The sequence below is a fragment of the Aeromonas sp. NJAU223 genome, assembly GCF_051125555.1.
GTDB lineage: Bacteria > Pseudomonadota > Gammaproteobacteria > Enterobacterales > Aeromonadaceae > Aeromonas > Aeromonas veronii_G.
This window is the reverse complement of sequence record NZ_CP144204.1, coordinates 4,197,931-4,217,500: the sequence shown is the minus strand read 5'-3', so window position 1 is coordinate 4,217,500 and position 19,570 is coordinate 4,197,931. Positions and strand designations below refer to the sequence as shown.

Genomic DNA, 19,570 nt, shown 5'->3' with positions numbered 1-19,570 from the left:
TTAAAAAGTAGTTCTCAAACATTTGTTACAAGTGCTTTGGAAACTTCTTGGCGAAAACCAAATTTTATTTGGTCCTTGTTGTACAGCAACGAGTCGCGTCGTTTCGACGACACTTCTTGGGGTTGTATGGTTAAGTGACTAAGCGTACATGGTGGATGCCTTGGCAGTCAGAGGCGATGAAGGACGTACTAACCTGCGATAAGCTGTGAGAAGTCGGTAAGAGACGCTATTACTCACAGATTTCCGAATGGGGAAACCCACCCAGCACAAGCTGGGTATCCGTTAGTGAATACATAGCTAACGGAGGCGAACCGGGAGAACTGAAACATCTAAGTACCCCGAGGAAAAGAAATCAACCGAGATTCCCTCAGTAGCGGCGAGCGAACGGGGATTAGCCCTTAAGCATCTTGGAAGTTAGTGGAACGGTCCTGGAAAGGCCGGCGATACAGGGTGATAGCCCCGTACACGAAAACAACCTTGATGTGAAATCGAGTAGGGCGGGACACGTGACATCCTGTCTGAACATGGGGGGACCATCCTCCAAGGCTAAATACTCCTGACTGACCGATAGTGAACCAGTACCGTGAGGGAAAGGCGAAAAGAACCCCTGTGAGGGGAGTGAAATAGAACCTGAAACCGTGTACGTACAAGCAGTGGGAGCCCTTCGGGGTGACTGCGTACCTTTTGTATAATGGGTCAGCGACTTACATTTTGTAGCGAGGTTAACCGTATAGGGGAGCCGTAGGGAAACCGAGTCTTAACTGGGCGTCTAGTTGCAAGGTGTAGACCCGAAACCGGGTGATCTAGCCATGGGCAGGTTGAAGGTTGAGTAACATCAACTGGAGGACCGAACCCACTAACGTTGCAAAGTTAGGGGATGACCTGTGGCTGGGGGTGAAAGGCCAATCAAACTCGGAGATAGCTGGTTCTCCCCGAAAGCTATTTAGGTAGCGCCTCGGACGAATACTACTGGGGGTAGAGCACTGTTTGGGCTAGGGGGTCATCCCGACTTACCAACCCCATGCAAACTCCGAATACCAGTAAGTAATATCCGGGAGACACACGGCGGGTGCTAACGTCCGTCGTGAAGAGGGAAACAACCCAGACCGCCGGCTAAGGTCCCAAAGTTCTGGTTAAGTGGGAAACGATGTGGGAAGGCTCAGACAGCTAGGATGTTGGCTTAGAAGCAGCCATCATTTAAAGAAAGCGTAATAGCTCACTAGTCGAGTCGGCCTGCGCGGAAGATGTAACGGGGCTCAAACCAGGCACCGAAGCCGCGGATTCACGCTAAGCGTGAGTGGTAGGGGAGCGTTCTGTAAGTCTGCGAAGGTGTGTCGAGAGGCATGCTGGAGATATCAGAAGTGCGAATGCTGACGTAAGTAACGATAAAGGGGGTGAAAAGCCTCCTCGCCGGAAGACCAAGGGTTCCTGTCCAACGTTAATCGGGGCAGGGTGAGTCGACCCCTAAGGTGAGGCCGAAAGGCGTAATCGATGGGAAGCAGGTTAATATTCCTGCACGACTTGTAATTGCGATGGGGGGACGGAGAAGGCTAGGTGGGCCAGGCGACGGTTGTCCTGGTGAAAGTGCGTAGGTGGTGTTTCTAGGCAAATCCGGAGACACAACACTGAGACACGAGACGAACGCACTACGGTGCGGAAGCCATTGATGCCCTGCTTCCAGGAAAAGCCTCTAAGCTTCAGATTACAAGTCATCGTACCCCAAACCGACACAGGTGGTCGGGTAGAGAATACCAAGGCGCTTGAGAGAACTCGGGTGAAGGAACTAGGCAAAATAGAACCGTAACTTCGGGAGAAGGTTCGCTCTTGATGGTGAAGTCCCTTGCGGATGGAGCTGTCGGGAGTCGCAGTGACCAGATGGCTGGGACTGTTTATCAAAAACACAGCACTCTGCAAACACGAAAGTGGACGTATAGGGTGTGACACCTGCCCGGTGCCGGAAGGTTAATTGATGGGGTTAGCGCAAGCGAAGCTCTTGATCGAAGCCCCGGTAAACGGCGGCCGTAACTATAACGGTCCTAAGGTAGCGAAATTCCTTGTCGGGTAAGTTCCGACCTGCACGAATGGTGTAACCATGGCCATGCTGTCTCCACCCGAGACTCAGTGAAATCGAATTCGCCGTGAAGATGCGGTGTACCCGCGGCTAGACGGAAAGACCCCGTGAACCTTTACTACAGCTTGGCACTGAACATTGAACCTACATGTGTAGGATAGGTGGGAGGCTTTGAAGCGATGACGCCAGTTGTCGTGGAGCCGTCCTTGAAATACCACCCTTGTATGTTTGATGTTCTAACGCAGGGCCCTGAATCGGGCTCGCGGACAGTGCCTGGTGGGTAGTTTGACTGGGGCGGTCTCCTCCCAAAGAGTAACGGAGGAGCACGAAGGTTGGCTAATCCTGGTCGGACATCAGGAGGTTAGTGCAATGGCATAAGCCAGCTTAACTGCGAGACGGACAGGTCGAGCAGGTACGAAAGTAGGTCATAGTGATCCGGTGGTTCTGAATGGAAGGGCCATCGCTCAACGGATAAAAGGTACTCCGGGGATAACAGGCTGATACCGCCCAAGAGTTCATATCGACGGCGGTGTTTGGCACCTCGATGTCGGCTCATCACATCCTGGGGCTGAAGTCGGTCCCAAGGGTATGGCTGTTCGCCATTTAAAGTGGTACGCGAGCTGGGTTCAGAACGTCGTGAGACAGTTCGGTCCCTATCTGCCGTGGGCGTTGGATGATTGAAGGGAGTTGCTCCTAGTACGAGAGGACCGGAGTGAACGAACCTCTGGTGTTCGGGTTGTCACGCCAGTGGCACTGCCCGGTAGCTAAGTTCGGAATCGATAACCGCTGAAAGCATCTAAGCGGGAAGCGAGCCCTGAGATGAGTCATCCCTGACCCCTTGAGGGTCCTAAAGGGCCGTTGGAGACCACAACGTTGATAGGTGGGGTGTGTAAGCGCGGCGACGTGTTGAGCTAACCCATACTAATTACCCGTGAGGCTTAACCATACAACACCCAAGAAGTGTTTCTGGCCTTGTAGCAAGTGCATGAACTACTCAAATTCAGTGATAGCGACGAGCCAAGAGCGACATCGTTATTCACGTCAGCTTTCTAGATTAAGAATTTGCCTGGCGGCCATAGCGCCGTGGAACCACCTGATCCCATGCCGAACTCAGAAGTGAAACGCGGTAGCGCCGATGGTAGTGTGGCATTCGCCATGCGAGAGTAGGACACTGCCAGGCACCCAATTAAACAGTTGTGCACACATTGCGCGATTGGCTGCGAGGATGACACCTCAGATAAGCGGCAAAAGATTTAGCGAAAGCTAACCGAATGCGGAGCGGTAGTTCAGTCGGTTAGAATACCGGCCTGTCACGCCGGGGGTCGCGGGTTCGAGTCCCGTCCGCTCCGCCACTACTTAAGAAGCCCAGTCTAACGACTGGGCTTTTTTTCGTTTATGCGTTTTCGACTTCATGCTCACCCGGGCGAGTCTTCCCTTCCTGCTTGGTGAATCTCCATGTCTTGCATATCTCACCGCAGATGGCTGATTGCACCCCAGGATCGCTTAGTAGAACACGCAGAGCCAGATGGTGTGTATATCTGGATGGGTCCACTCCACCCTGTGTTTCTGGCGGGCGGGGATGTTGATGTGGTCCCCCGGTCCCAGCAGGACCTGTTGCTGCTCCTGGGTCTGGGGATCCACAAACAGCAGGCTGGCTTCTCCCTGCACGATCAATACCCATTCATGTTCATCCTGATCGTACCACTCCCCGGGAGGGGTCTGATGGCCATGGGAGACGATACGCTCGATCCGCAGGTGGTTGGTGCTGACCAGATCCTGGAAGAACTCGGTGGGCAGGGGGGAGGGGATGTCGTTCAACAGATTGCGCGTGTGCATGCTCATCTCCGGTCAGATACAGAATGTCATTGCAGTATAGAAGCCTCTCCCCCGGCGGAGTCGCCTGTCCCAGATTGGAAATGAGTCACAAGTGAGGCTTTTTATCATGACTTTGTGGAAAAGTTCGGAGAAGTCGCTGCAATCCTGACAAATTCTTGCTATTTTGCGCAGCCATAAAAGCAAACGATTTCCTTCACACTTTCAGGATGAGTTATGGCAACGCAAGATATCGCCGCCCAAGCAGGGAAAGGCGGCTTTTTGGATTCCTATTTTTCCATCTCCGAGCGCGGCAGCAGCGTACGCCAGGAGTTGTTGGCCGGGTTGACCACCTTCCTGGCCATGGTCTACAGCATCATCGTCGTGCCGAACATGCTGGGTGTCGCAGGCTTTGAGCAGGGGCCCGTGTTCGTGGCGACCTGCCTGATCGCCGCCTTCGGCTCCCTGCTGATGGGGCTTTGGGCCAAGCTGCCCATGGCCATCGGTTGTGCCATCTCCCTCACCGCCTTTACCGCCTTCAGCCTGGTGCTGGGACAGGGGCTGAGCATTCCGGTGGCGCTGGGTGCCATCTTCCTGATGGGGGTGCTGTTCACCCTGATCAGCGTCACCGGCGTGCGCCAGTGGATCCTGGACAACCTGCCCTCCGGCATCGCCCACGGTACCGGCATCGGTATCGGCCTGTTCCTGCTGCTGATCGCCACCAACGGCGTCGGCATGGTGATCAAGAACGAAGGGGCCGGCCTGCCGGTCCAGCTCGGTGAGGTCACCTCCTTCCCGGTCATCATGACGGTGCTGGGGCTGGCGGCCATCTTCGGTCTTGAGCGTCGCAAGGTGCCGGGCGGCATCCTGATGGTGATCATCGCCATCTCCGCCCTGGGTCTTGCCTTCGATCCCAAGGTGACCTGGCAGGGCTTCTTCGCCATGCCGAGCCTGACTGGTGAGAAGGGGTCGCTCGTGGGCAGCATGGATCTGCTGGGCGCTCTCAACCCCGTGGTGATCCCGACCGTGCTGGCGCTGGTCATGACCGCCGTGTTCGATGCGACCGGCACCATCCGTGCCGTGGCGGGTCAGGCCGGCCTCATCAACGAGCGTGGCCATATCATCAGCGGTGGCAAGGCCCTGACCGCCGACTCCGTCAGCAGCATGGTGGCGGGCGCCGTGGGCGGGGCTCCGGCCGCCGTCTACATCGAATCAGCCGCAGGCACCGCCGCCGGTGGCAAGACAGGCCTGACCGCGACCCTGGTGGGCGTGCTCTTCCTGCTGATGATCTTCCTCTCCCCCCTGAGCTATCTGGTGCCGGCCTACGCCACCGCACCCGCGCTCATGTATGTCGGCCTGCTGATGCTGGGCAACGTCACCAAGCTGGATTTCAAGGATTCGGTGGATGCGCTCTCCGGCATGCTGTGCGCTGTCTTCATCGTGCTCACCTGCAACATTGTCACCGGTATCATGCTGGGCTTCGTGGCCCTGGTGGTCGGTCGACTGTTCGCTGCCGAGTGGAAGAAGCTCAACGTCGGTACTGTCATCATCGCCGTGGCACTGGTGGTGTTCTACGCCGGTGGCTGGGCCATCTAAGCCAAACCGATGTCGAGAAGGGCTCCCACGGGAGCCCTTTTTCGTCTCTGTGAGGGGCCTAACAGTTTTCCGCTCCTTGGCTATCCATCGTTTCAAATTGAAACGCCGATACCCCCATCCCGGTTCCAAATCCTGACCATCTGGCCCGTCATTTTTATCCCGTTTTCGCCCGTTAGACTGGTTCCATCAATCATCCGCCCCTGGGCGAGTCGAGGAGTGAGCCATGAAGAAGCTGATCAATGCCGTCGATGCCGTGGTCCGTGAACAACTGATGGGGATGGCCGCTGCCCACCCCGAACTGAAGGTGCGTATCGAGCCCCATTACATCACCCGTGCCGATGCGCCGGTGAAGGGAAAGGTGGCGCTGGTATCCGGTGGCGGCAGCGGTCACGAGCCCATGCACGGCGGCCTGGTGGGGATGGGCATGCTGGATGGTGCCTGCCCCGGCGAGATCTTCACCTCGCCGACACCGGATCAGATGTATGAGTGCGGCCAGGCGGTGGACGGTGGCGCCGGCGTCCTGTTTCTGGTGAAGAACTACACCGGCGACGTGCTCAATTTCGAGACGGCCGTGGAGCTGCTGCACGGCGACGGAGTCAGGGTCGGTTTTGCCCTCATCGATGACGACGTGGCGGTCAAGGACAGCCTCTACACCGCCGGTCGCCGCGGGGTGGCAGCCACAGTGCTGTGCGAGAAACTGGTGGGGGCCGCCGCCGAGGCGGGCTATGACCTGGATCGCTGCGAGGCGCTGGCGCGGCGCATCAACAACCAGAGCCGCACCATAGGGGTGGCCACCCACGCCTGCACCGTTCCCGCGGCGGGCAAGCCCTCCTTCACCCTGGCGGACAACGAGCTGGAGTTCGGCGTCGGCATTCACGGTGAGCCCGGCATTGCGCGGCGCCCCTTCACGACCCTGGACAACCTGGTGGATGAGATGTTCAGGGAGTTGACCGACAACAGCCCCTATGGCCGAACCCTGCGCCACTGGGACAGAGAGGCTGGCCGCTGGCAGGAGGAGCACGTCTTCATTGAACCCCTCCAGGAAGGGGACAGGGTGATCGCCCTGGTCAACAGCCTGGGAGGCACCCCCCTCTCCGAGCTCTACGGGGTCTATGGGCAGCTCGCCAGCCTGTGCGAGGAGGCCGGTATCCACCTGGTCAGAAATCTCGTCGGCCCTTATTGCACCGCCCTCGACATGAGCGGGATCTCCATCACCCTGCTCAAGGTGGATGACGAGCTGATGACCCTGTGGGATGCTCCCGTCCATACCCCGGCGTTGCGCCGTGGCTGCTGAGGAAGAATCATGTTAAGCAAACATCAGATAGTGAACTGGCTGCTCGACTGCGAGCACATCTTCACCGAACAGCGCGACTATCTCACCGCGCTGGATACCGACATCGGCGACGGGGATCACGGCCTCAACATGCAGCGGGGTTTTGCCAAGGTGGCGGAGAAGCTGCCTGCGGTGGCAGACAAGGACATCGGTCAGGTGCTGAAGACCACCGGCATGACCTTGCTCTCCTCGGTGGGCGGGGCCAGCGGCCCCCTCTACGGCACCTTCTTCATTCGTGCGGCCGCCAGCGCCGATGCCTGCCAGAGCCTGAACCTGGATCAGCTGACCCGGATGCTGACAGACGGCGTGGAGGGTATCGTCTCCCGTGGCCGCGCCGAGCCTGGCGACAAGACCATGTGTGACGCCTGGTGGCCGGCGCTGGCGGCCTTGCAGCAGGCACAGCAGCAAGGCTTGCCCCTGCTTGAGGCGCTGGACGGAGCCGTGGCGGCCGCGGCGGCAGGCACCGAGGCCAGCATCCAGATGCAGGCCCGCAAGGGACGCGCCAGCTATCTGGGGGAGCGCAGCATCGGCCATCAGGATGCCGGGGCCACCTCGACCCTGCTGCTGCTCACCGCCCTGCGTGACCGGGCGAGGTTGTGACATGGTAGGTATCGTCGTTGTCTCCCACAGCGCCACCCTGGCTGCCGGCATCGGTGAGCTCGCCGCCCAGTTGGGCAGTCCGGCGCCCTTGCTGCTGGCGGCCGGTGTGGATGATCCCGAGCACCCCATCGGCACCGATGCCATCGCCGTGATGAACGCCATCGAGCAGGCGGACGACGGCCGCGGCGTGCTGGTGTTGATGGATCTCGGTTCCGCCCTGCTGAGCGCAGAGACAGCTCTGGAGCTGCTGCCCCCCGAGCTGAGTGCCCGGGTGCGGCTCAGCCCGGCCCCTCTGGTGGAGGGGACCCTGGCCGCCGTGGTGGCGGCCGGAGCCGGTCTGACCCTGGACGAGGTCGCCGCCGAGGCGGTGGCGGGCTTGCAGGCCAAGATCGCCATGCTGGGGGGGCCGGCCCCTGAGGTGACTGTGTCGGAGCCCGCTTCTGTGGCCACCCTCTGCTGGCGCCATCGGGTGTGCAATCCCCACGGCCTGCATGTGCGCCCCGCCGCCAAACTGGTGGCGGCCCTCAAGCCGTTCGATGCCGAGCTCACCCTCTACAAGGGGGAGAAGGGGATCAACCCCCGCAGCCTGACCCGGCTCGCCATGCTGGATGTGCGCTGCGGGGACGAGATCGAGCTGCGCGCCAGCGGCCCCGAGGCGGAGCAGGCAATCCAGGCCTTCAAAGCCGTGGCCGAGGGGCGCTTCGGGGAATAGTTTGGCAGGAAGATGCCAGCATAGAAGAGAGGGGCCCAGGCCCCTCTCTTTCGTTTTTATCTGCCATTTATTGCGGCACGAGTGGATCTATCTGCCACTGCTTCATTTTTCGCCATAATGTGGTGCGACTGATCCCCAGTTGCCGGGCCATCAGGCCGATCTGGCCCTGACAGGCCAGGGCGCTGCGCCGGATCGCCTGGCACTCCAGCTCGGCCAGGCTGAGCAGGGGTTGTCCCACCACCTCGTCTGCCAGCAATCGATGACCATGACGAATGGCGACGGGCAGGGCCTCTGGGGGAATGGGGGCGTCGCCGCCATGCAGCAGGGCGTGCTCGACGGCACTGCGCAGCTCCCCCAGGTTGCCGGGCCAGGGGTAGGCCAGCAGGCAGTCCAGGGCCGCCGGGCTGAAGTGGCGATGGGGCGCTCGCCCCCGGGCGTTCAACTGCTGGCCGATAAGGGCGGGCAGGTCGGCCCCACGCTCGCGCAGGCTGGGTACCCAGAGCTCGCAGGCCTGCAGCGCATAGAGCAGCTGGCGGCCGAACTGTCCCTCCTGCACCCTCTGCTCCAGCGAAGCGCTACTGGTGGCGATGATCCGCACCCTCAAGGGCAGGATCCGGGCCGAGTCGAAGCGCTGGATACGGCCCGTCTTGAGCAGTTGCAGCAGGGCCGCCTGCATGGGCGGCGCCAGATACTCAATCTGCTCGAGCACCAGGGTGCCGCCATGGGCCAGTTCGAACTTGCCGGCCCGCTCCTGCCCCGCTTCATCGGAACCCATCAGCTCCAGCGCCATCCGCTCCGCTGGCAGGGCCTGGCAGTTGAACAGGATGAGCGGGCCGTCGGCGCGCTCACCGGCAAAGTGAATGGCCTCGGCGATCTGCCCCTTGCCCACCGCCTCCTCGCCGCGCAGCAGCATGGGCCCCGCACTCTGGGCCGCCTGCCGGGCATGGCGCAGCAGCGTGCGCATGGGGCCGGACTCCCCCACCAGGGTGGAGAGTTCGGGCACCGACTGGCGCAACTGATGGATGGCCCTCAATCGATCGGCGGGGTGGATCAGGGCGATGAAACCGACCCCGTCCGGCCCCGGCAAGGGCTTGAGGCTCATCAGGGCGTTGATGAACTCCCCGTCCTGCTCGCCGATCCGCTCCAGGGTCAGCTCCACGTGGCTAAGGGGGGTCTGCCCCTCGATGGCGAGCCGCAGTCGCTGGGGCAGCAACAGGTGCTGGGTCAGTGGCTGGCCGAGGCTGCGTTCGGGATCGAGGCGCAGTTGCCGCGCCGCCAGGGCGTTGAGGTAGCGCAACCGTCCCTGGGGATCCCAGGCCAGCACGCCGTCATCCATGCCATCGAGCAGGGCATACAGTTCGCTCAGGTGATGCTGGGACTCCTGCATCAGGGTCTCCGCCCGCAGCAGGTTGGCCAGCTCGCGCCCGGCGCTGACGGTGAGGGCGAGATCGCCGGCCGTGGCGGCTTCCACCTTGCACGCCAGGGCGATGATGGCGACCTGGCGGCCATGGCTGTTGTAGACCGGGCTGGCGCAGCAGTGCCAGGGGTGCAGGGTACGGTTGAAGTGCTGGATGCCGCTGACGGTGAGGGGCGTGCCCGTCAGGGCCGCCAGGTTGACGGCATTGGTGCCGATGCGCCCCTCGCTGAAGAAGGCGCCGGGGCCAAAACCGAGGGCCTCCAGCTCTGCCAGGGTTTCGCCGTGGCCGGTGCGGGCCAGCAGGCAGCCGCTCTCGTCGGTCAGCAGCAGGGCGCAGGGGCGCCCCTCCATGTATTCGTAGAGATCCTCGAGCGCCATCTCCCCCGTGGTGAGCAAGTCCCGCTTGCGCTGGCGCAGGCTGTGCAGAGTCTGGCCCCTGGCGCTGTGGGGCGGGTGCCAGAGCTCCCGGCTGGTCTGGTGGGCGCAGCGCAGCCAGGAGGCCTGCAGGTCGTCGGGCCAGGACGGGTGTGGCTGGATGGATGGCTGGATCACGGCGAATTCCGGCATGGGGCTAATCCACCATTTAACCACGGCGGGTTGGCCGATTCAGTGACCCCCCTCAGAGGTTCGCCTCCTCACCCCCCTCGGCAAACTGCCGCTCCAGCCAGTGGCAGAAGGTGCGGCACTGGTGGCCGCCATCGCTCTCCTGATGGACCAGCAGGCTCCAGCTCGGGCCGGGGACCCTGTGGCTGGAGAGGGGTTGCAGCAGTCCCTGCTGGCGGGCCGTGCGGGAGAGTCGCTCGCTCACCAGCGCCACCCCCAGGCCTGCCTGGGCGGCATCCAGCAGCAGACCGGGATCGGAGAAGTTGAGCCCCTGGGTGAGCAGCTGCAGATCCTCTCCCCCTTTGAGGGTCCAGTGGTGCCAGTCCATCTCCCGCTCCCCGTGCAAGGTGGTGCGCTCCTGCGCCGGTTGTGCCAGCACCGCCGGGCTCGCCACCGGCAGCAGCCGATCCGCCAGCAGCGGCTGATGGCGGCACTCCACCTGGGGTGCCAGGCCCCAGCGCAGCGCTATGTCTATGGTCTGCTCGGCCATGTTCGGGGTGTCGTCGCCGGTGAACAGCCAGAGATCGATGCCGGGATGCTGGCGGTGGAAATCGGCCAGCCGGGGCAGCAGCCAGTGGCGGGCGATGGCAGTGCTGGTGTTGAGCACCAGCTGGTTCGGCTTGCGATACTGCTCAAGCCGCTGGATCCCCACCGCCAGTTGCAGCAGTACCTTCTGGGTGGTTTCCAGCAGATCCTGGCCCGCGTCGGTCAGGGCTACGGAGCGACCCTGCCGATAGAACAGGGGCTGGCCGATCAGCTCCTCCAGGGAGCGGATCTGCTGGCTGATGGCAGACTGGGTCAGGTGCAGCTCCTGCGCCGCCTGATGAAAACTGCCGAGCCTGGCCGCCGCCTCGAAGCCCCGCAGCACGTTGAGGGGAGGCCAGTGTTTGAACATCATTGATTAGCTCCACTTATCACTTTTACCGAAAATCGATCGTTTGTTACCCATCTCTCGGGAGAATAGTCTATTCCCATCGTCAACAACCTTAATAGTACCTAATCAGAGAGGCTGAGATGCGCGAGCTGGGAATGGTGGCAACAGGCTGGTTTATGCCCGCCGAGTGGTGCCGACACGCGGCGACCTGGATGGTCTGGCCGCACAACAAGGCGCTGTGGGAAAACGGCTGGGGTGTGACCCTGCCCCAGGTGCAGCAGGACTTCGCCCGGGTGGTCAACGCCATCGCCCGCTTCGAACCGGTGAACCTGGTGGTGGACCCCAGTGCCATCGCAGAGGCGCGCGGCCTGTGCGGCGAGGGGGTGCGCTTCATTCCCCTGCCGGTGGATGACAGCTGGTGCCGGGACTCTGGCCCCACCTTCATCTGCCATCCCGATCTCGGTACCGCCGGTATCAGCTGGCGCTTCAATGCCTGGGGCGGCAAGTCGGCCCACGGTCTGGACGAGGGGCTGGCGCGGCGCGTCCTCAACAGCCTGGAGCTGGAGTGCATCGGCAGCTTCCTCGCCAACGAGGGGGGCGCCATCCACGTGGACGGCGAGGGCACCCTGATCACCACGGAATCCGTGCTGCTCAACAGCAACCGCAACCCCGGCATGAATAAACGGGAGATCGAAGGGATCTTCAGCCGCCTGCTCGGCATCGAGAAGACTATCTGGCTGCCGGGGGATCCCGACCACGTCACCGGCGACATGACGGACGGTCATGTGGACGGGGTCTGTGCCTTCAGCCGCCCCGGCCACCTGCTGGTGGACGCGACCCTGGATGCCAACTCCACCTATGGCCGGGTCGTGCGGGAGAACCGCCGTGCCCTGGCCCTGGCCACCGATGCCAGGGGGCGATCCTTTGAGTGCCTCGAGCTGTTCGAAGCGAGCGAGGCGGTGGACGCCGAGGCCGAGGTGTTCTGCGCCTCCTACACCAACTTCTACATCGCCAATGGCGCCATCATCATGCCTGCCTACGGCGTGGCAGCGGACGAGGCGGCGGGCGAGGTGCTGAGGCTCGCCTTCCCGGACAGGCAGCTGGTGCCGGTGCGTATCAACCAACTGGCCCACGGCGGCGGTGGCATTCACTGCATCACTCAGCAGCAGCCGGCCTGGCCGTTGCAAGGTTAAGGATAGGGACCGCCTCGCCGGGTGAACCCGGCGAGGCGCCATGATGGGATCAGGGAGGAGAGATTCATGAACAAGGTCGTCGCAACCAAGCAGTTCGCCTGTCGGCGGGAACGGGTGTCGGGGAGGGTATCCGGATGAGCAAGATAGTCGTCGCCACCACGCAATTCGCCTGCAGCTGGGAGCTGGAGCGCAATCTGGACATGGCGGAGAGCCTGGTACGGGAGGCCGCCGCCAAGGGGGCCAACCTGGTGCTGTTGCAGGAGCTGTTTGCCACCCCTTACTTCTGCATCGAGCAGTATCACGGCCATCTGGCGCTGGCGGAGCCGTTCGAACAGAGCCGGGTGCTGCGCCGCTTCTCGGCCCTGGCGCGGGAGCTGGGGGTGGTGCTGCCCATCAGCTGGTTCGAGCGTGCCGGCAACGCCTACTTCAACTCCCTGGCGGTGGCGGATGAGGATGGCAGGCTGCTCGGGGTCTATCGCAAGACCCATATCCCCAACGCCATCGGTTATCAGGAGAAGGAGTACTTCAGCCCGGGGGACACGGGGTTCAGGGTCTGGGACACGGCAGTCGGTCGCATCGGGGTCGGCATCTGCTGGGATCAGTGGTTCCCGGAGGCGGCCCGCGCCATGGCGCTGCAGGGGGGCGAGCTGTTGCTCTATCCCACCGCCATCGGCTCCGAGCCGGGGGCCGAGGGGCTCGACTCGCGGGATCACTGGCAGCTGACCCAGCGCGGCCACGCCGCCGCCAACATCATGCCGGTGATCGCCGCCAACCGCATCGGACGCGAGGTGGCGACCCGGGATCCCGAGTTGCAGATGCGCTTCTATGGCTCCTCCTTCATCACGGATCACAAGGGGGCTCTGCTGGCCGAGGCGGACAGGGACAGCCAGGGGGTGCTGGTGCAGGAGCTGGATCTGGCTGCCATGGCGGAGGAGCGGCTGACCTGGGGCATCTATCGGGATCGCCGCCCCGAGATGTATGACGCCTTGCTGAGCCTGGACGGACGCAGCCATCGGGGAGGGCGTCCATCATGAGCGCTTTGACCAAGATAGCCATGGGGCTGGCCCTGCTGCTAAGCGTCGGGGTTCAGGCCGAGGAGGCGCAGGAGGAGAAGGTGCTGCGCCTCTACAACTGGTCCGATTATTTCGCCCCCGATACCCTGAGCGAATTCACCAGGGAGACAGGGATCCGGGTCATCTACGACGTGATGGACAGCAGCGAGACCCTGGAGGCCAAGCTGATGGCGGGTCGCAGCGGGTATGACCTCATCTTCCCCGGCGATACGGTGGCGGAGCGGCTGATGCGGGCGGGCAGTCTGCAGCCGCTCGACAAGGGCAAGTTGCAGCACCTCGGCGACCTGGACCCCGAGCTGGTGCGCTTGCAGCAGGCCTATCCCCATGCGAAGGAGGCCGTGGTGCCCTACACCTGGGGCACCATAGGGCTCACCTACAATGCGGATGCGATCAAGCAGAGGATGCCGGATGCCCCGGTGAACAGCCTGGACATGTTGTTCAAGCCCGAGCTGGCGGCGAAATTTGCGGATTGCGGCATCTCGGTCGTGGACTCCCCGGACGAGGTGCTGGCTGTGGTGCTGCACTACCTCGGGCGGGATCCCCGCAGCGGCAAGGCGGCGGATCTGGAGGCGGCCCTGGCCCTGCTCAAGGAGATCAAGCCCTATATCCGCAAGTTCCAGTCCCAGCCGGTGACCCAGCTGGTGAACGGGGATCTCTGCTTGTCGCTGGGCTACAGCGGTGACATGACCCAGGCCAGGCGAGCCGCCACCGAGGCGGGCAAAGCCATCGACTTTGAGTACCGGCTGCCCAAGGAGGGGAGCACCATTTGGATGGACACCATGGCGATCCCGACGGATGCCCCCCATCCTGAATATGCCTATGCCTTTATCAATTTCGTGATGCGCCCCGCCAACATGGCGGCCATCACCAACAGCACCGGCTATCCGACCGCCAGTGCCAAGGCCAAACCCATGGTGGATACCACCATGACGGCCAACCCGGATATTTACCTGGATGAGGCCAGCTATCAGCGACTCATTCCGGGCAAAGACATTGCACAATCCCAGATGCGTGCCCGCATGCGAGCCTGGACTCGCTTCAAGAGCAGCCTCTGAACCTTAGGAGTAGAAAGATGTTTTCCCGACGCCATGTATTGAAACAGCTGGTCGCCCTCGGTGCCATTGCCGGGTTTGGCAGCCTGCCCGGTGCCCGCTCGGCCTTCGCCGCCGGTGAGACCAGTGTCGCCGGTCGCTACCACATGCCGGAGGAGTCCTCGCCCCAGGCCCAGGTCTGGGTGGCCTTCGGCGCCACCAGCGAGATCTGGGGTCGTAACTACAAGGACGTGCAGGCCACCATAGGCCGGCTGGTCAAGGCCATGGCCCCCTACACCCGGGTCAACGTGCTCTGTCATGAGGAAGAAGAGGATCTGGCGCGCCAGCTGTGCGGCGAGCGCAACACCCACTTCATCCACGCCGTGATGGACGACATCTGGCTGCGGGATACCGGCGGCGTCTTTGTGCAGGACGAGCAGGGGGAACTCGGGCTGGTGGACTTCAACTTCAACGGTTGGGGAGACAAGCAGGAGCACAGCTATGACGCCAGGATAGCCTCCCTGGTGAGCCGTCAGGCGGACGCTTATTACCTGCAGAGCGATCTCATCGGCGAGGGGGGCGGCATCGAGGTGGACGGCAACGGCACCGCCATCATGACCGAGAGCAGCTGGATCAACAGCAACCGCAACCCCGGCCTCACCAAGGCACAGGTGGAGGCGGAGCTCAAGGCCAACCTGGGGCTGCGCAAGATCATCTGGCTGCCGGGGATCAAGGGCAAGGACATCACGGATGCCCACGTGGACTTCTACGCCCGCTTCGTGCGCCCCGGGGTGGTGGTGATCAACATGGACAACGATCCCGACTCCTACGACTACAAGGTGACCCGCCAGCACCTGGCCATCTTGCAGCAGGCGACGGACGCCGATGGCAACAAGCTGGAGCTGCATCAGCTGCCGCCTCCCCTAGGCGGGCGGGACAATAAATTCAGCCGCAGCCCGGACTTTGCCGCCGGTTACATCAACTACCTGCCCATCAACGGCGCCGTCATCGCCCCCCAGTTCGGGGATGCCAAGGCCGACCGACATTGTCGGGATCTGCTGGCCCGCCTCTATCCGGATCGAGAGATAGTGCAGATCGACATAGATCCTGTGGCCGCAGGAGGTGGTGGTATCCACTGCATCACCCTGCATCAGCCTGCCTGATATCCTGCTCTGGATGTTTATGCCGGAATAAAATACTAAAGTGGCGCCTCGGTGCCCCTTGTCATTGCTGTCGTAAGATGGCGCACCTGGGTCAGATCCCCGTCATGCCGATCTCGTCGAGCTGGACGTGGGCGGGTTGGCGCAGGGTGTAGAGTACGGCCTCGGCCAGATCTTCCACCTGCAACCAGCCGGGCTTGCGCTCACTGGCGCAGGATGGGGGCGGCACCTGTACCAGGCCGGGGCAGAGGGTATGCACCCTGATGCCCTGATGCTGCACCTCTTCGCGCAGCGCCTTGGCGAAGCCCAGCACCGCAAACTTGGCAGCGCAGTAGACGTTGGCCCTGGCATAGCCGTGCTTGGCGGCCTGGGAGGCGATGTTGATGATGGTGCCGTGGCGGCGGGCCAGCATGTCCGGCAGGCAGGCCTGGGTCAGCAGGAAGGTCCCCTTGGCGCAGGTGTTCATCACTCTGTCCCACTCCGACTCCGGCAGATCCTGCACCAGATAGTCGCTGCCGACCCCGCTGTTGTTGATCAGCAGGTCGATGGGGCCGAGCAGGGCGCTGGCCTGGGCGTGCTGGGCACGCACCTGGGGGCCATCGCACACATCCAGCACCAGCGGCAGCACTCTCACCCCGTATTGGGCGCTAAGGCGAGCGGCCTCTTGCTCCAGCAATGACTGGCGACGGGACGCCAGGACAAGCTCCACCCCCTCACGGGCCAGGGCCTCGGCGATGGCCAGTCCGATCCCGCTCGCGCCGCCAGTGATCAGGGCGCGTGTTGCTCTCAGTTCGTTCATCTTGTGTTCCTCCGACATAGTGGAGGCATTGTGGCGGTATGAACGCGGGGGAGGTAGGGGAGGGAGGTCGGCGATTCGAACCCTGGTTCGGATTTGGCGCAAGGGATTCGAACTTTGGTTCTAGGCTAATGTTGAGGCTATCCAGGGGTCAGAGCCTACTCCTTGATCTTGAAAACAAAACGCCGCCCGAGGGCGGCGTTTCACATCATGGCTGCGCCTTCTCCTGAGGTGGCGCTACCACCTTGCCCTGGGGTTGTGCCGGCAGGTTGCTGGCGGGATGTTCATCCTCCTTGATCCAGGCATCCAGCAGGGTGTAACCCACCGCCAGTACCACGGGGCCGATGAAGAGGCCGATGATCCCCATGGCCAGCAGGCCGCCGATGACCCCGACCAGGATCAGGATGAGGGGCAGGTCGGCACCCCGCTTGATGAGGAAGGGACGCAGGAAGTTGTCCATGGTGCCCGCCAGCACGGACCAGACCAGCAGGAAGGTGCCCCAGGTGGTGTCACCGCTCCAGTAGAGGTAGCCGACGCTGGCCAGCAGCACGGGGAAGGGGCCGATCTGGGCCACGATCAGCAGGAACATCAGCACCACCAGGATCATGGTGTAGGGGATGCCGGCGATGAGCAGGCCGAAGCCCGCCACCGAGGATTGCACCAGGGCGGTGACCACGACCCCCATGGCGACGGCCCGGATGGCCTGGGAGGCCAGCACTGTGGCGTTGTCGCCGCGCTGCCCCGCCAGCCGGTGGGCGAAACGGCGAATGCCGTCGGCGGCCTTCTCGCCGGAGTGGTAGAGCAGGCCGCAGATGGCCACGGTCAGCATGAAGTGGACGAACAGCAGGCCGAGGTTGCCCGCCTGGGCCGCCAACCAGCGGGCGGTCTGACCGAAGTAGGGGGCCAGCTTGGCGAACAGTACCTGACCGCCACTCGCCAGGATCTGCTGCCAGAACTCGAACAGCTTGTCACCGACCACCGGCACCTGTTGCAGCCAGAGCAGCTCGGGGGGCGGCGAGTGGCTGAGCTCGGTGCCGAGCTCGATCAGCATGGGCGCCTTCTCCGCCACGTTGGCCAGGGTCATGAAGAGGGGAATGACGAACATCAGCAGCAGTATGCTGCTCATCAGCAGGGCGGCAAGGGCCCGTTTGCCCCACAGCAGGCGCTGGGCCATCTGCATCAGCGGCCAGGTGGCGATGGTGATCATGGTGGCCCACACCAGGGCGGGCAGGAAGGGGCGCAGCACCATGAAACACGAGACGATGAGCAGGCTGAGGAACAGCACACCCAGGGTGATCTTGGCCAAATCCACTTTTTTCATAGCTATCGCATTCCCTTTAATGAGGGGTTGGGCCCCGGGATCGGGAGCCGGGGTTGATGAAACGCAGTGACCACCAGAGGCCGGCACTGAGCCAGAGCCCCAGGCAACCCAGCAGCACACCCTGCCCCGCCAATATCAGCAGGGAACTGCTGGTGAGCAGAGGCAGGACGAGCAGCAGGCCGCCGATACCCAGGCTGCCGGTCAGCGCCAGCAAGGGGCCGCCGAGGGGCGGGACTGGGTGTCGTTCGAGTGGGAACAGATTACCCGATACCAGCCCCAGGGTGAACATGGCGAGCCCGGTCAGGGCGCTGGACTGGGTGAACCAGGCGCCGATCAGGCTGGCGAGGATAAGAGCCAACCAGGAAGCCTGCCGGTCCGCCAGGGCGCAGAGCGGGGTACGCAGGGCCAGCAGCAGGGCGCCGAGCCCCAGCCCCGCCACCACGTCCGAGATGAAATGCACCCCGAGCCAGATCCGGGCCAGCCCGGCCAGGGCCGCCAGCAGCAGCGCCAGGCCGAGGCTCTGCCAGGCCCTGAGCCCGGGCAGCCAGCCGAGCACCATGCCCCAGCAGAGCAGGGCGGAGGCGGTGTGGCCGCTCGGCATGCCAAAGCCCTGGGCACTGCGCTGGCCGAGGGCGGGATCCAGGTGGAATGGTCTGGGCCAGCCCAATCCCTCCTTGGCGAGCTGCACCAGCAGGGTGAGCAACCCCATGGCAAACAGCAGTCGCCGGAGTTTCTGCCAGCCCAGCAGAGGGAGCAGCAACAGGGCGAGGGCGAGTTGCGCCGGGGCACTGCCGAGCAGGTTGCCGGCCTCCAGCCACTGGGCGTTGGGCCCGATCCACTGTTGCAGACGCTGGATCAGGGGCAGCTCGGTTCTGTGCAAGGGGCTGGCGTGCGCGCTGAAATCCGTTTGCCAGGCGACCGGGCTCTCGGGGACCTCCCCGAGCCTGGGGGCCAGCCAGTCGAGCTGCGCAGGGAAGCGCCGCTGGTCATCGGGCAAGCTGGCCGGTTCTATCAACCTGGCATTGAGGATTTCACCGCCGAGGTTGGGGGCTTGCAACAGGGAGACAAAGCCTGAACCTCGCTGGGCCTGGATGGGGGCCAGTGTCTGGCAGGCAAACAGCTGGGCCCGCTGCCAGCGTCCCAGCTCGGCGGTGATGCGCCCCGGCAACCCTGTCTCCTCGTGGAGCTCTCGCAGGGCCGCCTGCGCCGGGGTCTCCCCCTCGTCGATGTAGCCGCCGCTCAGGCTGTAGCGGCCGGAGATCCTGTCTTGCACCAGCAGCAGTTGTTGCTGGTGGCGGATCACGCAGGCGGCCGCGCTGGGGGCCGCTTGCCCGGCCTGGACGGCGAGCAGGGGCGACAGCAGCAGAAACAGGAAAAAACAGGCGCGGATCATGGCGGGTCCGTGGGGCTGGGGAATAGGGCAAGGGTCACAGAAATCAGCGACTTGGGCAATGTTTACCGACGCATCCCTGTCGCAACTGACGCAGCACAGGGCCAATCTGGGCCGCAAGGATTGCCGTTGGCAGAGGCAGTCCCTAGTATTGGCGGCTATTGTTCCTTTCACTCAACTCATCTTGGGGCTTTCCATGAGACAGTTTGGCTTTTTCCTCGGGGTCGCCATCGGCGTCATCTTGATACTGTTCGGCAGCATCGTCATCTTCCAGGCGTTGCCCGCCGCGCTGGACGTACTGGAGATGCCAAGCCGCATCCCCTTCGTGCGCGAGGTGTACACCTGGCTGATGACCAGTGCCAACGGCCTCACCAACCAGCTGGAACAGAACTTCCTGGAAGCGTTCCAGACGGTGCTCAAGCTGATACTGCTCATCACCTTCATGTGGGTCTGCGTCAAGCTGGTCAACATGGGGGTTTTGATCATCCGGGCCGGGGTCGATCTTATCCGCACCGCCATCGAACACAGCGAAGACAAGGTTGCCAAGCCGGACGAGCAGGATCGTCACCTCTAAGGTTCACTGCCTCA

Annotated in this window: 15 protein-coding genes, 1 tRNA gene and 2 rRNA genes; 12 read left to right on the top strand and 6 right to left on the bottom strand. The window is 62.9% G+C overall.

Annotation, left to right across the window (positions count from 1 at the left end; all coding sequences use genetic code 11):
- Window positions 1-128 precede the first annotated feature (128 nt).
- From VZC39_RS19430 to VZC39_RS19420, 3 genes are all read left to right on the top strand, one after another.
- A 23S ribosomal RNA gene (locus VZC39_RS19430) occupies window positions 129-3,017 on the top strand.
- 119 nt (window positions 3,018-3,136) lie between these two features.
- A 5S ribosomal RNA gene (gene rrf / locus VZC39_RS19425) occupies window positions 3,137-3,251 on the top strand.
- Between the two features lie 95 nt (window positions 3,252-3,346).
- Window positions 3,347-3,423 (top strand) — tRNA-Asp (locus VZC39_RS19420).
- A 151-nt stretch (window positions 3,424-3,574) separates the two neighbouring features.
- On the opposite strand, the gene VZC39_RS19415 is transcribed toward VZC39_RS19420, so the two are convergent.
- Window positions 3,575-3,907 (bottom strand): cupin domain-containing protein, encoded by a 333-nt coding sequence (locus VZC39_RS19415; protein ID WP_349920079.1) that lies wholly within the window; start codon window positions 3,905-3,907, stop codon window positions 3,575-3,577.
- 213 nt (window positions 3,908-4,120) lie between these two features.
- Between VZC39_RS19415 and VZC39_RS19410 the strand changes: the two genes are divergently transcribed.
- From VZC39_RS19410 to dhaM, 4 genes are all read left to right on the top strand, one after another.
- On the top strand, window positions 4,121-5,479 hold the full coding sequence (locus VZC39_RS19410; RefSeq protein WP_349920078.1) for an NCS2 family permease: 1,359 nt from the start codon (window positions 4,121-4,123) through the stop codon (window positions 5,477-5,479).
- Between the two features lie 223 nt (window positions 5,480-5,702).
- Window positions 5,703-6,773: a dihydroxyacetone kinase subunit DhaK gene (dhaK, locus tag VZC39_RS19405; RefSeq protein WP_434664598.1), complete on the top strand. Its 1,071-nt coding sequence runs from the start codon at window positions 5,703-5,705 to the stop codon at window positions 6,771-6,773.
- Window positions 6,774-6,782: 9 nt separating this feature from the next.
- Window positions 6,783-7,412 carry a dihydroxyacetone kinase subunit DhaL gene (gene dhaL, locus VZC39_RS19400; protein WP_434664596.1) on the top strand — a complete coding sequence of 210 codons (630 nt, stop codon included), beginning with the start codon at window positions 6,783-6,785 and terminating at the stop codon, window positions 7,410-7,412.
- Between the two features lies 1 nt (window position 7,413).
- A complete protein-coding gene (gene dhaM, locus VZC39_RS19395; protein ID WP_434664594.1) occupies window positions 7,414-8,124 on the top strand; it encodes a dihydroxyacetone kinase phosphoryl donor subunit DhaM in 711 nt (236 codons plus the stop codon).
- 67 nt (window positions 8,125-8,191) lie between these two features.
- On the opposite strand, the gene dhaR is transcribed toward dhaM, so the two are convergent.
- Both dhaR and VZC39_RS19385 read right to left on the bottom strand, forming a co-directional pair.
- Window positions 8,192-10,108 (bottom strand): dihydroxyacetone kinase operon transcriptional regulator DhaR, encoded by a 1,917-nt coding sequence (gene dhaR, locus VZC39_RS19390; protein WP_434664592.1) that lies wholly within the window; start codon window positions 10,106-10,108, stop codon window positions 8,192-8,194.
- 52 nt (window positions 10,109-10,160) lie between these two features.
- Entirely contained in the window at window positions 10,161-11,042 is an 882-nt protein-coding gene (locus VZC39_RS19385; RefSeq protein ID WP_349920073.1) for a LysR substrate-binding domain-containing protein, read from the bottom strand.
- A 116-nt stretch (window positions 11,043-11,158) separates the two neighbouring features.
- Between VZC39_RS19385 and VZC39_RS19380 the strand changes: the two genes are divergently transcribed.
- The 4 genes from VZC39_RS19380 to VZC39_RS19365 all read left to right on the top strand — a co-directional run bounded on the left by VZC39_RS19380 (window position 11,159) and on the right by VZC39_RS19365 (window position 15,478).
- Complete coding sequence (locus VZC39_RS19380; protein ID WP_434664590.1) at window positions 11,159-12,211, top strand: agmatine deiminase family protein; 1,053 nt, start codon at window positions 11,159-11,161, stop codon at window positions 12,209-12,211.
- Window positions 12,212-12,345: 134 nt separating this feature from the next.
- Entirely contained in the window at window positions 12,346-13,245 is a 900-nt protein-coding gene (gene aguB / locus VZC39_RS19375) for an N-carbamoylputrescine amidase (RefSeq protein WP_434664588.1), read from the top strand.
- Complete coding sequence (locus VZC39_RS19370) at window positions 13,242-14,339, top strand: extracellular solute-binding protein (protein ID WP_434664587.1); 1,098 nt, start codon at window positions 13,242-13,244, stop codon at window positions 14,337-14,339. Before aguB ends, VZC39_RS19370 begins: the two co-directional genes overlap by 4 nt.
- A gap of 17 nt (window positions 14,340-14,356) precedes the next feature.
- Entirely contained in the window at window positions 14,357-15,478 is a 1,122-nt protein-coding gene (locus VZC39_RS19365; RefSeq protein ID WP_434664586.1) for an agmatine deiminase family protein, read from the top strand.
- A 91-nt stretch (window positions 15,479-15,569) separates the two neighbouring features.
- Here VZC39_RS19365 and VZC39_RS19360 read toward each other — a convergent pair whose 3' ends face one another.
- The 3 genes from VZC39_RS19360 to VZC39_RS19350 all read right to left on the bottom strand — a co-directional run bounded on the left by VZC39_RS19360 (window position 15,570) and on the right by VZC39_RS19350 (window position 18,985).
- Entirely contained in the window at window positions 15,570-16,274 is a 705-nt protein-coding gene (locus VZC39_RS19360; protein ID WP_434664584.1) for an SDR family oxidoreductase, read from the bottom strand.
- 205 nt (window positions 16,275-16,479) lie between these two features.
- Entirely contained in the window at window positions 16,480-17,592 is a 1,113-nt protein-coding gene (ydiK, locus tag VZC39_RS19355) for an AI-2E family transporter YdiK (protein WP_434664582.1), read from the bottom strand.
- A 16-nt stretch (window positions 17,593-17,608) separates the two neighbouring features.
- Window positions 17,609-18,985, bottom strand: a complete 1,377-nt coding sequence (locus VZC39_RS19350; protein WP_434664581.1) for a bifunctional NUDIX hydrolase/phosphatase PAP2 family protein — start codon at window positions 18,983-18,985, stop codon at window positions 17,609-17,611.
- A gap of 193 nt (window positions 18,986-19,178) precedes the next feature.
- On the opposite strand from VZC39_RS19350, the gene VZC39_RS19345 reads away from it, so the two are divergent.
- Window positions 19,179-19,556 (top strand): hypothetical protein, encoded by a 378-nt coding sequence (locus VZC39_RS19345; protein WP_434664580.1) that lies wholly within the window; start codon window positions 19,179-19,181, stop codon window positions 19,554-19,556.
- Window positions 19,557-19,570 lie beyond the last annotated feature (14 nt).